The 15,272-nt window shown below is 37.1% G+C and carries 18 protein-coding genes; 9 read left to right on the forward strand and 9 right to left on the reverse strand.

What is annotated here, in order from left to right:
• Nucleotides 1–14: 14 nt before the first annotated feature.
• Together KRR19_RS06550 and KRR19_RS06555 are read left to right on the forward strand one after the other, a co-directional pair.
• Complete coding sequence (locus KRR19_RS06550) at nucleotides 15–425, forward strand: hypothetical protein (protein WP_023015488.1); 411 nt, start codon at nucleotides 15–17, stop codon at nucleotides 423–425.
• Between the two features lie 22 nt (nucleotides 426–447).
• Nucleotides 448–1,251 (forward strand): HAD-IIB family hydrolase, encoded by an 804-nt coding sequence (locus KRR19_RS06555; protein WP_234427230.1) that lies wholly within the window; start codon nucleotides 448–450, stop codon nucleotides 1,249–1,251.
• 84 nt (nucleotides 1,252–1,335) lie between these two features.
• Here the strand turns inward: KRR19_RS06555 and KRR19_RS06560 are convergent, their stop codons facing one another.
• Entirely contained in the window at nucleotides 1,336–2,001 is a 666-nt protein-coding gene (locus KRR19_RS06560) for a deoxynucleoside kinase (RefSeq protein WP_002481352.1), read from the reverse strand.
• Entirely contained in the window at nucleotides 1,994–2,611 is a 618-nt protein-coding gene (locus KRR19_RS06565; protein WP_023015487.1) for a deoxynucleoside kinase, read from the reverse strand. Before KRR19_RS06565 ends, KRR19_RS06560 begins: the two co-directional genes overlap by 8 nt.
• A 64-nt stretch (nucleotides 2,612–2,675) precedes the next feature.
• Here KRR19_RS06565 and tadA point away from each other — a divergent pair, with 64 nt between their 5' ends.
• From tadA to KRR19_RS06580, 3 genes are all read left to right on the forward strand, one after another.
• Nucleotides 2,676–3,176: a tRNA adenosine(34) deaminase TadA gene (tadA, locus tag KRR19_RS06570; RefSeq protein WP_156666620.1), complete on the forward strand. Its 501-nt coding sequence runs from the start codon at nucleotides 2,676–2,678 to the stop codon at nucleotides 3,174–3,176.
• Nucleotides 3,177–3,412: 236 nt separating this feature from the next.
• Nucleotides 3,413–4,282: a Cof-type HAD-IIB family hydrolase gene (locus tag KRR19_RS06575; RefSeq protein ID WP_002481355.1), complete on the forward strand. Its 870-nt coding sequence runs from the start codon at nucleotides 3,413–3,415 to the stop codon at nucleotides 4,280–4,282.
• A 21-nt stretch (nucleotides 4,283–4,303) separates the two neighbouring features.
• The gene (locus tag KRR19_RS06580) at nucleotides 4,304–4,870 is read left to right on the forward strand and encodes an NADPH-dependent FMN reductase (RefSeq protein ID WP_002481356.1); all 567 of its coding nucleotides are present in this window, start codon (nucleotides 4,304–4,306) and stop codon (nucleotides 4,868–4,870) included.
• A gap of 214 nt (nucleotides 4,871–5,084) precedes the next feature.
• On the opposite strand, the gene hxlB is transcribed toward KRR19_RS06580, so the two are convergent.
• The 3 genes from hxlB to nagB all read right to left on the reverse strand — a co-directional run bounded on the left by hxlB (nucleotide 5,085) and on the right by nagB (nucleotide 7,086).
• Nucleotides 5,085–5,630, reverse strand: a complete 546-nt coding sequence (gene hxlB, locus KRR19_RS06585; protein WP_002481357.1) for a 6-phospho-3-hexuloisomerase — start codon at nucleotides 5,628–5,630, stop codon at nucleotides 5,085–5,087.
• Between the two features lie 3 nt (nucleotides 5,631–5,633).
• A complete protein-coding gene (gene hxlA / locus KRR19_RS06590) occupies nucleotides 5,634–6,266 on the reverse strand; it encodes a 3-hexulose-6-phosphate synthase (protein WP_002481358.1) in 633 nt (210 codons plus the stop codon).
• Between the two features lie 91 nt (nucleotides 6,267–6,357).
• A complete protein-coding gene (gene nagB, locus KRR19_RS06595) occupies nucleotides 6,358–7,086 on the reverse strand; it encodes a glucosamine-6-phosphate deaminase (protein ID WP_216733546.1) in 729 nt (242 codons plus the stop codon).
• Between the two features lie 340 nt (nucleotides 7,087–7,426).
• Here nagB and KRR19_RS06600 point away from each other — a divergent pair, with 340 nt between their 5' ends.
• Genes KRR19_RS06600 through folE2 form a run of 3 tightly spaced genes read left to right on the forward strand, consistent with a single transcriptional unit; the run spans nucleotide 7,427 to nucleotide 9,359 of the window.
• Nucleotides 7,427–7,786, forward strand: a complete 360-nt coding sequence (locus KRR19_RS06600; protein WP_182475557.1) for a YojF family protein — start codon at nucleotides 7,427–7,429, stop codon at nucleotides 7,784–7,786.
• A gap of 12 nt (nucleotides 7,787–7,798) precedes the next feature.
• Nucleotides 7,799–8,464 (forward strand): bacillithiol biosynthesis deacetylase BshB2, encoded by a 666-nt coding sequence (bshB2, locus tag KRR19_RS06605; RefSeq protein ID WP_057510138.1) that lies wholly within the window; start codon nucleotides 7,799–7,801, stop codon nucleotides 8,462–8,464.
• Between the two features lie 16 nt (nucleotides 8,465–8,480).
• A complete protein-coding gene (folE2, locus tag KRR19_RS06610; protein WP_023015484.1) occupies nucleotides 8,481–9,359 on the forward strand; it encodes a GTP cyclohydrolase FolE2 in 879 nt (292 codons plus the stop codon).
• A 607-nt stretch (nucleotides 9,360–9,966) separates the two neighbouring features.
• On the opposite strand, the gene phnE (KRR19_RS06615) is transcribed toward folE2, so the two are convergent.
• From phnE (KRR19_RS06615) to KRR19_RS06630, 4 genes are all read right to left on the reverse strand, one after another.
• A complete protein-coding gene (gene phnE / locus KRR19_RS06615) occupies nucleotides 9,967–10,779 on the reverse strand; it encodes a phosphonate ABC transporter, permease protein PhnE (RefSeq protein WP_096754495.1) in 813 nt (270 codons plus the stop codon).
• Nucleotides 10,776–11,570, reverse strand: coding sequence for a phosphonate ABC transporter, permease protein PhnE (phnE, locus tag KRR19_RS06620; protein WP_111440398.1), 795 nt, complete (start codon nucleotides 11,568–11,570; stop codon nucleotides 10,776–10,778). Before phnE (KRR19_RS06620) ends, phnE (KRR19_RS06615) begins: the two co-directional genes overlap by 4 nt.
• Nucleotide 11,571: 1 nt before the next feature.
• Complete coding sequence (gene phnC / locus KRR19_RS06625; protein ID WP_156666619.1) at nucleotides 11,572–12,345, reverse strand: phosphonate ABC transporter ATP-binding protein; 774 nt, start codon at nucleotides 12,343–12,345, stop codon at nucleotides 11,572–11,574.
• Between the two features lie 137 nt (nucleotides 12,346–12,482).
• Complete coding sequence (locus tag KRR19_RS06630; RefSeq protein WP_105966390.1) at nucleotides 12,483–13,433, reverse strand: phosphate/phosphite/phosphonate ABC transporter substrate-binding protein; 951 nt, start codon at nucleotides 13,431–13,433, stop codon at nucleotides 12,483–12,485.
• Nucleotides 13,434–13,620: 187 nt separating this feature from the next.
• Here KRR19_RS06630 and KRR19_RS06635 point away from each other — a divergent pair, with 187 nt between their 5' ends.
• Nucleotides 13,621–15,252 (forward strand): DNA-binding protein, encoded by a 1,632-nt coding sequence (locus KRR19_RS06635; RefSeq protein ID WP_253901113.1) that lies wholly within the window; start codon nucleotides 13,621–13,623, stop codon nucleotides 15,250–15,252.
• Nucleotides 15,253–15,272 lie beyond the last annotated feature (20 nt).

The raw sequence follows: 15,272 nt of genomic DNA on the forward strand, positions 1-15,272 counted from the left end.
ATGAGGTGAAAATCATGAAAGAACAACATACAGTATTAGATGGACGTTATGCAGAATATCAAGGAGAAGTGTTTCGTGTCTTAAATGACTTTGGCAAGACTTTGCATTTGGTCACAGAAGATGCCGGAGCGCAGTCTTTAGGTTTTGAAGCGAAAACAACAAAGTATTCGAGTCATACATTGTTTTATAAAGACGTCAAACGTCAAGAAGTCGATGCATTATATGATTTGAAACATGAAGCACGTTATGGAGGTACGCTCTTTGATTTGTTTTTTGATGCGAAAGGTCAAAGTTATATTGGCACAAGTGAAGCGGATAAGGCAGAAGCCTTTGGTTTAAAAGAAACAGATGAAGGTTATTATAGTAAAGCTATCAATGATGACGATTATGAACCTGTGATTTACCGCGAAGAGTTAGAATTATAACCAAGGTTGGAGGGATGATATGATGCGTCAATTAATTTTATTTGATTTTGACGAAACGTATTATAAGCATCAAACCACGAAAGAAGATATTCCTGAACTACGTGAACTTGAATCGACACTGAAACAAGCTGAAGAAAAGCACCAAGTGATTACTGCAGTGTTATCAGGCAGTATCTTTGAAAGTATTATGGAGAAAATGAAACATGCGGAAATGGAATATAAACCAGACTTTATCTTTTCTGACTTATGTTCCAAATTATTTGAACTAGATGATAAAGGCGAATATCAACGTTCTAAAGATTATGAAGAAGCTGTTTCAGAAACAACGTTCACTAAAGAAAAAGTTGATGAAATTATCGACAGCTTCGAGTCAGAACACCAAGTTGAACTTCATCCGCAAAGAGAATTCAGAGATGAAGAAACATTGTATGAATATTACTATTATGCACAAGGCGATGAAGAAAAAGACGAGCAGAATTTAAAAGATTTACAAGATAAAGCAGCGGCTTATGACTATGCGGTACATTATAATAAAACGAATCCTAAAGCAGGTGACCCTGAAGATGCGTATGATGTACACTTTACACCTAAAAACGCTGGCAAGTTATTCGCTGTGCGTTACCTGTTAGATATGTATGATCTTGATTCAGAAGGTGTACTAGGTTTCGGTGACAGTGGTAATGATGAGATTTATTTAAGTCATATCGGTCATCCGTTTGTGATGCATAATAGCACAGATAGTGATATGAAAGATAAATTCCCAGTTACACGTTATGATTACTATAAAGGCTTGAATGATGAAATAAAACGTTTCTTTGATAAATAACTTCATACAAGTTTATTCAGAGTAAAAGAAAATCATGTATCTCGCTCAGTTAAGAGCAGAGATACATGATTTTTTGTTTGCTTATTATTTTCTAGTATCTACATTACGATAGACATCAATCACATGCGCAATTTTATCTAACACTGGATCTAGCGTGTCTAAACTTTCATGCAGATCATATTCATTAATGTTCACGCGTACGACAGGGCAGGCATTGAAGCTTGAAATCCATTCTTCGTAACGACGGAATAATTTTTTCCAGTATTCTGGATCTGTATCAATTTCCATTTGGCGACCGCGTTGTTTGATGCGCTCAATCACTTCATCGTAATCACATTCTAAATAAATTAAAACGTCTGGTTTTGGGAAGTAAGGTGTCATGACCATCGCTTCAAATAATTCTGAGTATGTTTTGAAGTCTTCAGGTGTCATCGTCCCTTGTTCTTCGTGCATTTTTGCGAAGATATCAACGTCTTCATAAATAGAACGGTCTTGGATAAAGCCCCCGCCATATTCAAACATGCGTTTTTGTTCTTTAAAGCGTTCCGCAAGGAAATAGATTTGAAGGTGGAAACTCCAACGTTCAAAGTTATCATAGAATTTATCTAGATAAGGATTATGGTCCACATTCTCGAAAGAAGTGCGAAAGTTTAATTTTTTAGCTAAGGCACGTGTTAAGCTTGATTTACCGACGCCTACAGTACCTGCGATTGTAATCACCGCATCTTGAGGGATACCGTAATTATTCATGCGTGTTGCCTCCTATCATTGATTGTACAATGTTTAATAGATACTCGTAATCGTCAGCGTGATTGACGAAATCCAAGTTTGTTGTATCGATGCGTTTCACCATTTTGCCTTCGGCTTCTAAAGATTCATAGAAGTGATGATAAGCTTCTTTTAAATTTAAAAGATAATCATCTTCAATTTGTGCTTCGAAGCTGCGATTGCGTTTGGCGATACGTTGTTTTAATACTTCTAAATCTGCATCGAGGAAGATTACGATGTCCGGCATCATAAGATCCTCAGTCAGAATATCGTAAATACGGTCAAACTTGTTGTATTCTGTATCTGTCAGTGTTTGACGCGCAAAGATTTTGTTTTTATAAACATGATAGTCACTGACAATACCGTTATGTAGTTGTTCTAGATCTTGAACCTGTTTGTAACGGTTACATAAAAAGAACATTTCAGTCTGGAAACTCCATTTTGAAATGTCGTCATAGAAATCAGATAAAAATGGATTTTCATCCACGATTTCTTGTGCTTCATGATAATCAAGAGATTGACTTAAGCGATGTGCTAAAGAGGATTTGCCTACTCCTATAGGCCCTTCAATAGCGATATAAGGTTGATTCATAAACAACACTCCAAGTGTTAAAATAGACAATAGTAATTGTATCACATGGTAAGGGATTGAACATATGACAATAGATGAAAAATATATGAAACTTGCATTAGATGAAGCCAAAAAAGCTGAAGCTATCGGTGAAGTACCGATTGGCGCACTCATTGTTAAAGACGATGAAATTATAGCACGTGCACATAATTTAAGAGAAACGATTCAACTTCCGACAGCCCATGCGGAACATATTGCGATAGAAAAAGCAGCTGAAGCAGTAGGGAGTTGGCGATTAGAAGATTGTACTTTATATGTCACTTTAGAACCTTGTGTGATGTGTTCTGGTGCGATTGTTATGAGCCGTATTCCACGCGTTGTTTATGGCGCTGCTGATCCAAAGGGCGGTTGTAGCGGCAGTTTAATGGATTTACTTCAAGAATCGCGTTTCAACCATCGTGCAGAAGTTGTGAGTGGTGTTTTAGAAGAAGAATGCGGTGATATGTTGCGGAACTTCTTCAAGCAATTAAGAAACAAGAAGAAACAAGTTAAGCAATCGCAAGAGGCTAATGACTTGAACAGTTAAAACAACTTTAGAAGAATGAAGATGTCTGGTTTAAGAAGTGGACATCTTTTTGTTTGAAAAGCGTTAAAAAGTAAGAGATAGTTAAGAATGAGTAATGCCGATAGTTTCTACCCTCATAAATCGTACAAACAGACGATAGAAGTCTGTTATCAAAATTTGATAGAATGAGGTTAGACTTTGTTGTGAAAAGTAATTTTACGACACTACGGCTAAGACAAAAGAAACGAGGTTAATTCATGATTAAACTAATTGCGACAGATATGGACGGAACATTATTAAATGCAGCACATGAAATTTCAGAGGAAAATATTAAAGCGATTAAAGCAGCGCAGGCACAAGGGATTACGGTCGTGATTGCGACAGGTCGTGCTTTCTATGAAGCCAATGCGCCTGTGGAACCGACTGGATTGAAAGTCCCATATATTTGTTTGAATGGTGCAGAGGTTCGTGATGAATCATTCGATATTATGCATACATCAAGCTTGAATCATGAAATGATTGAACAAATTACACATGTTCTAGATCGAGAGGATATTTATTACCAAGTCTATACTAACCTTGGTATTTATACTGAAGATCCTCAAAGAGATTTAGATATTTATATTGATATTGCAGAACATGCAGGTCAAAAAGCAGATGTAGAAAAAATACATCGCCATATTCAACATCGTATTGATCAAGGCACATTAAAAGTAGTTGATAATTATGATCAAATCAGTGAAAGACCTGGTGAAATTGTGATGAAAATTTTAGCGTTTGACAGTGATATCGGTAAAATTGATCGTGTCAGTGCAGAACTTGCGAAACACACAAACTTAGCAATTTCATCATCAGCACGAGGTAATATCGAAATCACAAACGCTTATGCGCAAAAAGGGATTGCGTTAGAAGAAATCGCAAACCAACTCGGTATCAACATGGAAGATGTCATGGCAATTGGTGATAACATGAATGACGTATCGATGCTTGAAAAAGCGGGTTATCCTGTCGCAATGGAAAATGCGATGCCTGAAGTGAAAGAATACGCAAAATATGTGACAGATAATAACCAAAACAGTGGTGTCGGTAAAGCAATCAACAAAATGCTGGAAGAGCAATCAAAATAAATTAACTGGGGTGACTATTGAATGAAAGGTGTCATTATCGTAGGCAGTGCGCGTATTGATTCGCACACAAAAGCACTGGCACAATACTTAAAGGGACAATTCAATGAAAAGGATGTTGAAGCGGAAATCTTTGATTTAGCTGAGCGTCCAATCCATACATTAGATGTTTCTGGCGCAAGTAATCCGCCAGATGATTATCAAGCTAATGTGAAAGATTTACAAGAGAAGGCGAGAGAAGCGGACTTTATTATTTTAGGTACACCGAACTATCATGGTTCATATTCTGGTATCTTAAAGAACGCTTTAGATCATCTGACAATGGATGACTTCAAAATGAAACCAGTCGGCTTAATGGGGAACAGCGGCGGTATTGTAAGTGCAGAACCACTTTCTCACTTACGCTTAATTGTACGTACCTTATTAGGTATCGCAGTGCCTACCCAAATTGCGACACATGATTCAGATTACGGCAAATTAGATGATGGTACATTCTTCTTACAAGACGAAGAATTCCAATTACGTTCTCGTTTATTCGTTGAACAAATTGTATCATTCGCAGAAAGCCGTCCTTATGAACATTTAAAATAAAAGGATGCAAGCGTGTTAGTTCAGCTGATAAAATATCCTGTTTGATAATCTCTGCTTAGTGGTGGTGCAAGGTGATTTTACTTTGTGGACTATTTAAGCAGAGGTTTTTTATGAAGAGGTAAAATAGTTAAGTTATATGGTTACTAAAAAGCATAAAGAAAAGGCCTGTAAGTTAAAGAGATAAACTCAAAAGCTTACAGGCCATTAATGTGATTTATTCTAAATTCGCATGATTTTGTTGCATCGTAGTTTCATCAATATTGAAGTCTTTCATGAAATCTAATACAACAGCATCTAAGAATAATTGTGCAGCTTGTTCGAATAAACTGCCTAAAGGTTGTGCTGAACCTTCAGCATCATGTTTTGTTCCGGCAGGCAATTCGATTGTGACATCTGCCAATTCACCGATTTTAGAATCAGGTTTTGTTGTGACTAACGCCACTTGTGCACCTTGATCTTTAGCTTTTTCAGCTAATAGGCGTAAGTGTTCTGTACTGCCTGAACCTGAAATGACAATAAACAAGTCGCCTTCATGGATAGAAGGTGTTGTAATACCGCCAATGATAAATGCAGGTTGTTCAAGCTGATTCAAGCGCATTGTAAATCCATTTGCGACAAATCCAGAACGACCTTTACCTGCTACGAAAATATTTTTGGCATCTTTGATTGCTTGTTCAAAGTTTTCAACATCTTGATCTTTAACATTAGATAACGTCGTTTTCAGTTCATCTAAAATCAATTGATATTGTAGTTTTGCCATAGCTTATTTCCCTTCAACTGCGTCGCGGCAAGCTTTTGCTGCTTCTACTGGGTCGTCTGCATTTGCGATACCGCCACCAACAATCACTAAGTCTGGTTCTTCAGCTACGATATCTTTGATTGTATCTGGTTTGATACCGCCAGCAACGGCAACTTTAGAATTTTTGATAACAGATTTAACTGTGTGTAAATCATCTAATGGAGATTTACCTTCAGCTTGTAAGTCATAACCAATGTGTACTGCGATATAATCAGCACCCATTTCATCTAATTCTTTAGCGCGTTGTTTAATGTCTTGAACAGCAATCATATCTACTAATAATTGTTTGTCATTTTTGTGTGCTTCTTCGACAGCAGCTTTGATAGAAGCGTCTTCAGCAACACCTAAGATTGTTACAACGTCAGCACCGAATTTAACTGCTTGGCTGACTTCATAGTCTGCAGCGTCCATAATTTTCATATCTGCTAGAACTTTAACACCATCGATGTTTTCATCCATATATTGAACGGCAGGCAGACCTTCGTTATATATGATAGGAGTACCGATTTCTACGATATCGACATAATCTTTCACTTTGTTAGCTAACTCTGCAGCGTCTTCTTTATTTAATAAATCAATTGCTAATTGTAGTTCCAAAATGATTCATCCTTTCATAATGTATGTGTTGTAACTTTTGCTTTACTTAGATTATTTACCCTTTTTAGTTTTTGACAAACAACAGTGAATTTTACTGTTCGGGTGCAGCTGCGTTATCTACGTAAACCTCTACATTAGGATGATCGTATAAAACTGTTGCTGGGACATCTTTGTCTTGAATGCCGCTCGCAAGTTTTGTAATCGCAACTTTCTTTTTCTCGCCAAACGCTAATAAGATAATGCGTTTTGCAGATAAAATTGTAGAAAGACCCATTGAAATAGCTTGTTTCGGCACATCTTCTTCGTTATCGAAGTAACGGCTATTGGCTTGAATCGTACTTTCAGTTAAATCTACGACACGTGTAATACTGTCTTTTTCTGTACCTGGTTCATTGAACCCGATATGACCATTTTCCCCGATACCTAAAATTTGGATATCTGCAGGCCCTTTATCCTTAACCAGTTGTTCGTATTGTGCAGTTTCAGCGTTTAAATCTTTCGCATCACCGATTGGTAAATGCACATTTTCTTCTTTGAAGTGTGGATAGCGATCGAATAGCACTTCATGCATATAATGATGATAGCTTTCTGGATGATCGGCTGATAAACCGACATATTCATCTAAGTTGAATGTTTCTACATTAGAAACATCTAAGTCATTTAATTCCATCAGTTTAACTAAGTCAGAATAAACATCTACCATTGTACCTCCTGTTGCTAGACCTAGTTTACTTTCAGGATTCTCGTTCATTTGGTTGAACAGCTCGTAAGCTGTGTAGAATGATGCTTTCTCTTTATCCCCTAAATTAATAATTTTCACGTTGTGTGACCTCCTTATTTGTATCTATATATGAAGACATACATGTCCATTATAACGAGGTGAAGTTTAAACAGATAGTAAATCCCCCTCAAATTATAGGAATATTTCAATAACCTCTTTAGAAAGTGGAGGAACAGTTATATAATGTAAATATTGTTTCTAATTTAAGAATTGATAACCGAGAAAACCTATCGTTAATTCAAGAATGAGCAGTAGGTTATATTTATTGACGAGGATTTAGTACAATTAAATGATAAAGAGATTGATAAATAAATCAAGAATAACACGATATAGATGGGGTTCAACATTTGATTTTGCTTAGTGTAAGGGAGTGAGCAGCTTGGAGCCGATAGAATATGAGAAAGTACAAACGTTACTGGCGTCTTATGTAAATCAACCTGTATACCTGCATGTTGAAACAACCAATGGTGCGTATGCGAACCATTTTGATCAACGTGTCTTTAATGCTGGAACGTTTTTAAGAAATATCAAAGTAGTCTTTGAACATGCCAAACTTAAGGGCGGTGGCAAAGAACCATTCAGAGTGGGTTTGAAACTACAAGATAATGGATGGGTTTATGTACAAGGACTGACACATTATGAAGTGAACGAGGATAATGAATTCTTGCTCGCTGGTTTTAATTATGAAGGGCAATTAGCGGCAGCACTTGAAATCAGTGCTGTACCGTTTGAAATATAAGGAGGACGTATCATGTCAGAGGAAAGTCATGTATTAGTTATATTTCCGCATCCTGATGATGAGACGTTCTCATCAGCAGGAACATTAGCACATTATATTGATGAGGGTGTTCCAGTTACGTATGCTTGTTTGACTTTAGGTCAAATGGCACGTAATTTAGGAAATCCGCCATTTGCGACACGTGAATCTCTGCCGAAAATCAGAGAGCGCGAGTTGGAAGACGCAGCAAAAGCGATTGGTATTAAAGATTTAAGAAAGATGGGTTACCGTGATAAAACAGTGGAATTCGAACCACATGAAAAAATGGACGGGATGGTTAAAAGTCTGATTGATGAATTGCATCCTTCAGTAATCATTTCATTCTATCCAGGTTATGCGGTACACCCAGATCATGAAGCAACAGCAGAAGCGGTAGTTAGAACAGTAGGACGTATGCCTAAAGCAGAACGTCCACGTTTACAATTAGTTGCTTTTAGCAATGATGCGATTGATGAGTTAGGTATGCCTGATATCATTAACGATATTACTGATTATAGAGAAGTAAAATTAGATGCATTCAAAGCACATGCATCTCAATCTGGACCATTCTTGCATCAGTTAGCTGAACCGCAAGTTCCAGATACAGCCAAAAGTTTCTTAGAACAAGAAACATATTGGACTTACAATTTTGAATCATGAGTGGAGGGGCACACAGATGACTGAATTTGATTTATCGACACGAGAAGGTCGTTGGAAACACTTCGGTTCTGTTGATCCTATTAAAGGTACAAAACCAACAGTAAAAGAAGAAATGACAGATCTACAAAGCACGCACAAAGATTTTTTATTTGAAATTGAAGAAGTCGGGATTAAAAATTTAGTATATCCCGTGATTATAGATGAATATCAAACGGCAGGTACTTTCGCATTTTCAACTAGCTTAACGAGAGAAGAAAAAGGTATTAATATGAGCCGTATCCTAGAAAGTGTTGAGAAACATTATGATAACGGTGTAGCATTAACATTTGATAATCTGCATACGGTATTAGATACACTTCAAAAACACATGAAACAAACTTCAGCAGGGGTAGATGTTTCAGGTAAGTGGTTCTTTAATCGCTATAGTCCCGTTACGAACTTAAAAGCTGTCGGCAATGCGGATGTAACGTATGGCATGGCAGTTGAAGGGGACAAAGTGACACGTAAAGAGCTGACAATGGAAGCGAAAGTAACTACTTTATGTCCATGTTCAAAAGAAATCAGTGAGTATTCTGCGCATAACCAACGCGGAGTAATTACTGTAAAAACGTACTTGAATCGTGAAGCGACACTACCGTCTGACTATAAAGAAGTAATTTTAGATGCGATGGAAGCTAACGCAAGTTCAATTCTTTACCCAATCTTAAAACGTCCAGATGAAAAACGCGTTACAGAACGTGCTTATGAAAACCCTCGTTTTGTGGAAGATTTAATCCGTTTAATCGCTGCAGACTTAGTAGAAGTGGATTGGATTGAAGGTTTTGACATTGAATGTCGTAATGAAGAATCTATTCATCAACACGATGCTTTTGCGAAGTTGAAATATAGAAAATAATAGAATGAAACAAGGCCTTCTTAAGAATGGTATGACATTGCTTGGGAAGGTCTTTTAATATGTAGAAAATGGGCGTGAGTTTAAAAGTTCACTGAATTCATGATAAATATCGCAAATAAAAATAGAGCACTGCATCTAACCTGTTGGGACTTCAGGTTGCTTGTGAGGAGGGACAGCCTCGTAAGCTAAGCAGCGCTCTATTTTTTAGGGTGATCGACAATTTACGTCAGGGGAAACATACTTGTCGATTTTAAATTCAATGATTAGATTAACTGTTAATGCCGTCGCATGCATATTTTAGGATATGTTCTATGATTAATTTAGGAGGTTAGTTGCGACTTTAAGCATTGTTTATGTCGGTGTAGAGGAAACGTCTGTCCTTTTGTTTGGGTGGGTAGAAAGGTGTAACGATTATTTATAGAATATGCTTTTAGGATTGATTTAGGATGCATACATTACTTGCGTTTCCTCTACATTGATTATTGTATGATATCTCTACATAAAATACATGAGGCTATGGTATCAACTTTATCTAGGACTAATTGCCGAGAGCGTTACAATTGATTTTTGAGATTGAGTTGTTCAATAAAATGACTCAACAAAGCGATTAGACGATTTTTTCACGTACTTTACCTGAAATATAATCCACAATACCGACCATAATGACTAAACCGATTAAGATAATGCCGACACGGTCCCATGAACGTGTTTGTAAGGCGAAGATTAACGGTGTACCGATACCGCCTGCACCAATCAAACCTAAAATGGAAGCGGAACGCAAATTCAACTCAAAGCGATATAAAATCAAGGATAAGAATGTCGGTAAGATTTGTGGGACGACCGCAAAGACTAACGTCTTCATTTTATTCGCACCGCTCGCTTTTAATGACTCAGTAGCACTTAAATCGATGTTTTCAATATCTTCTGCGAATAATTTACCAAGCATACCTACTGAGTGAATACCTAGTGCGAGTACACCAGAGAATGACCCTGGTCCAACGGCTTTTATAAAAATCAAAGCCATCACAATCTCTGGAAAGACACGAATGATACTTAAAATAAATTTACTGACGCCTGATACAGGTCTGAAACGTATAATATTTCTTGCACCTAAGAAGGCTAAAGGAATACAAATGACTGCTGCGATAATGGTACCTACAACCGCAATCGCAAAGGTTTCTAATAATCCGCGTAATAAATCTTCACCGCCAGGCTGATAGACAAATCCCCAATCTGGATGTGTTAAACCATGCATAATGGATCCAAGGATTTGTTGCGACTTTTGTTTGATTTCTAAGGCGGGCATACCCGCAAAGGCCCAAACCAATAAGGCTATTATTACCACGGAAATAATGCCATACTTTAACTTTGTGCGAGGACTGCCATAATGTTTTAATAATTCTGCTTTAGATTGTGTCATGTGAGTTGTTCCCTCACTTTCGAACTGATGTAATCAATAATCACCACAATGACCAATGTAAATAAAATAATCATAGCCGTACGGTCATACTGGAATAATCCCAGCGTCTGATCGTAAAACAATCCGATACCTCCGGCACCGACTAAACCTAACACTGCAGCGGCTCGAATATTGATTTCGAACGCAAAGAGTACGTAAGAAACATAAGAAGCTAAAGCTTGCGGTACAACACCGAATATAATCCACTTTGTTTTATTCGCACCGACAGCCGTCATCGCTTCAAGTGGTCCAGGTTCAATAGCTTCTAGTACTTCATATAATAATTTCGCGACAATACTGATTGTTAAAACAATCACTGCTAATACCCCGGGGATTTGGCCGATACCAAAGACTGCTACAAAGATAGCGGCTAATAATAAATCGGGGATAGTACGCACGATATTTAAGATGAAACGTGCTGGCATCGCAATCCATTTAGAACGTGAAATATTTTTTGCACACAATAAGGCAATAGGTACTGCGATGATAGAACCGATAAATGTCCCGACAATTGCCATTCTGATTGTATCTAACATGGGATTAAGTATCTGTTCAAGATAACTCCAGTCAGGTGGAAACATTTGAGTGAATAGGGTCCCGATTTGCGGTAAACCATAAATCAAATCACTAAAGCTGAATCCCGTATATAAGACACTCCAAAACACTAAAAACAATACCAATATAGTGGTCATCGCTGTTTTAAACGACATTTTATGATTCAGCATTTCTGCATAATTTTTGTCGGGTGTCATATTAATTCACCCCTAACTTCTCATCATCATTAATCGAACGTCCATAAATTTTATTGAATGCTTCATCTGTTGCTTCATCGACTGCACCGTCAAAGACTAATTTACCGTCACGTAAGCCAATAATACGTGTGCCATATTCGCGTGCTAAGTCCACAAAGTGCAAGTTAATGATGATGGTAATTCCTAATTCTTCATTAATACGTTTCAAATCATCCATGACTTGTTTAGTTGTTAAGGGGTCTAAAGAAGCCACAGGCTCATCTGCCAGAATAATAGAAGGTTCTTGGCAGAGTGCACGAGCAATAGAAATGCGCTGTTGTTGACCACCTGATAATTCATCTGAACGTGATTTATATTTATCTAAAATGTTTACACGGTCTAAAGCCTCTAATGCTTTGATTTTATCTTCTTTAGGGAAAAGGCCTAAGACCATTTTCCAAGTAGAGTGATAGCCGACCCTGCCACTCAGCACATTACGCATTACAGAAGAACGTTTCACCAAATTAAAGTTTTGGAAAATCATGCCGATATTACGACGCATTTCTAATAATTTCTTACCTGATGCTTTGGAGATGGATGTTCCATCAATCACAATATCGCCTTCGGTAATATCATGCAGACGGTTAATCGCCCGTAATAAGGTTGATTTACCAGCACCCGATAGCCCGACGATAACCGCAAAATCACCTTTTTCAATATTTAAGTTGATATGGTCTAAACCGACATGGCCATTATCATATACTTTACTTACATCTCTGAATTCAATCTGACTCATAATAGTAGTCCTTTCTAAATTAAGTATCGAGATAAAAACATAAGCGTACTCAAAAGATTAACTTCTGCACATACTTGCTAACAGAGTTCAATCTTGCTGAGATACGCTTAGGTTCAGTCAGTTTTTCTTAACTTGAATTATTTCATTTCTTTAACTTTTTTGTCGTACTCTCTTACTGTATCGAAGTTAGAATCTTTACTGTCTGTATAGCCTTCATGTGAATAAACATCACTGATCACTTGATGTCCTTCTTTTGTTTTAGCAATATCTTTAAAGGCTTTTTTCAATTTGTCTCTCCATTTTTGATCCATGTCGCTACGTACTGAAATCGTGTCATTTGGAATGTCTTTTGTTAATTTCAATACTTTTGTATCTTTGTAGACATTAGGTTCATCTTTTTTCACAATTTTACGTGCATCTTGGAATACAGCAGCCGCATCTACATCGCCATTCATCAATGAGATAATCGCTTGATCATGACCTTTCATGTTAACGACTTTCATATCTTTAAGGACGTTCACGCCTTCTTTATCCATTTCAACGGCAGGGAATGTATAACCCGCTGTAGAAGTAACATCTTGTAATGCGATTTTCTTACCTTTTAAATCTTTCACGCTGTTAATGCCTGAATCCTTTTTCACTAAAATTTCTGATTTGTATTTGTCTGTTAATTCTTTAGAATCAGAACCATCTTTGTTTACACCGAAACGTTGTGCTTGTAGTAATACATCAGCAGCTTTTTGATCATGCGCTAATGTATATGCAGTAGGAGGTAAGAAACCAACATCTACTTTTTTAGATTTCATCGCTTCTACAATTGTGTTGTAGTTTGTAGAAACAGAAACTTTTACTGGGATGCCTAATTCTTTAGATAATAATTTTTCTAAAGGTTTCGCTTTCGCTTCTAACTTATCCGCGTTTTGTGAAGGTACAAACTGTACAGTTAATTCTTTAGGTTTGTAATCTCCGCCTTTACTGTCGCTTTCTTTCTTGTTGTCTAATGAACTTCCTTTTCCACATGCTGAAACAAATAAAATAACTGCCATCATCAAAATAAGTAATACCTTAAAAGATGAACGTGCTTTCATTACGCTGTTAACCCCTTCCATATGTATAAAATTTGATACAGGTTCATTATATACACGGTGTAAATATGATACAATATATTAATTGTTAAGTTTGGGTAAATATTTAATATAATCAATTATTTAGTTTAATATTGTTAAATCTAAATTTAGTTATTGTAAATTTGCGTTCATCTTATGTCTCTAAACTATGACAGGTTCTATAATAAAGACAGAATTTACATTTGGAGGTATTTTAAAAGTGAGAAAATTAAACAAAATTTTTGCAGCTTTAGCTATTTCTACAATTTCCATCACTACTGTTACAATTGATACATACTCAAATGCTGCACAAGCAGCACCGACTATCGGTACGAACCAAAAAGGAGAAGTAGTATTTGATAATTCACACGGGCAAACTGCGGGAGCAGCAGATTGGACGATTGATGGCGGCTTCTCAGATTATGCAAACAGTATTACGCAACAAGGGTATAAGGTGACAGAACTGCGCGGGGAATCTAATATCACACCACAAGCCTTAAAAGGTAAAAAGATATTGGTTATTCCAGAAGCAAACATTCCTTTTAAAACCTCAGAACAAAAAGCAATGACTGATTTCACACAACAAGGAGGCAGTATTCTATTTATTTCTGATCACTATAACGCCGATCGCAACTTAAACCGAATTGATTCATCAGAAGCGATGAATGGTTATCGCAGAGGCGCATATTCAGATATGACAAAAGGTATGACGGACGGGGAACGTAAATCTAAAGCGATGCAAGATGTTCAAAGTACAGATTGGTTAGCACAAACATTTGGCGTACGCTTTAGATATAACGCTTTAAATAATTTAACAACCTCTCATATGTTACAAGGGAAAGAAGGTTTAGGAATCACAGACAATGTCAAAAGTGTCACAATGCATGCAGGTTCTACACTTGCGATTACAAATCCTGATAAAGCTAAAGGAATTGTTTTCACACCTGAGGGTCTGACTGCTAAGCAGAAATGGGGACATGCGGTAGACGAAGGTGTTTATAATGGCGGCGGTCAAGCAGAGGGGCCTTATATTGCGGTTTCAAAAGTCGGAAAAGGTAAAGCAGCCTTTATTGGAGATTCTTCATTAGTAGAAGATAGTTCTCCTAAATATAAACGTGAAGATAACGGTCAAGCTAAGAAGACATATGATGGGTTTAAAGAAGCAGACAACGCACAATTGCTTAAAAATCTTACGACATGGTTAGGTAAATCAGAAAATGCAGATTCAATTACAGGATTAGGTGTTTCAAAAGATAAAGCCACTGCACTAAAAGATTTCGAGCAACCTGAAAATTCTACAGAACCGCAACAAGAGCCTTGGAATACACCACCAAGCCATTATAAGTGGTATGACCGTTCTACTTTTGCGGCAGGCAGCTTTGGTGCAAAAGAAAATAAGGATGATACTGTAAAACCAGAACAACCAGAAGACAATCAAGAACCGGATGGCAACACATCTAATACGAAATTAAACAGCAGCGGGGTGTCTTTCGAATTACCAAGTAATTTAGAGGCGGGCAGTACATTTTCAGTTAAAGTAACATTAAAGCATCAACCGAAAAATCAAACACTCTCTAATATACGTCTAGGTATTTATGCAGAAGGCGGTCAACAATTAGGTATATTTGGAGAAAATACAACGCCAGGTTACAGTACACCGCAACAAGTGAAAACAGATAGTCAAGGCAATGCTGTATTAACATTCGAAGGTAAAACAGCTTCTGATTTTAAAGGTGACGCAAATGTAAGGTTAAAACAAGGCGATACAACGATTAAGACACAACCTATTCAAATCAATTAACGTATTTCAGGAGGAATCAC

It is taken from the genome of Staphylococcus sp. CWZ226, assembly GCF_018986355.1.
Taxonomy (GTDB): domain Bacteria; phylum Bacillota; class Bacilli; order Staphylococcales; family Staphylococcaceae; genus Staphylococcus; species Staphylococcus simulans.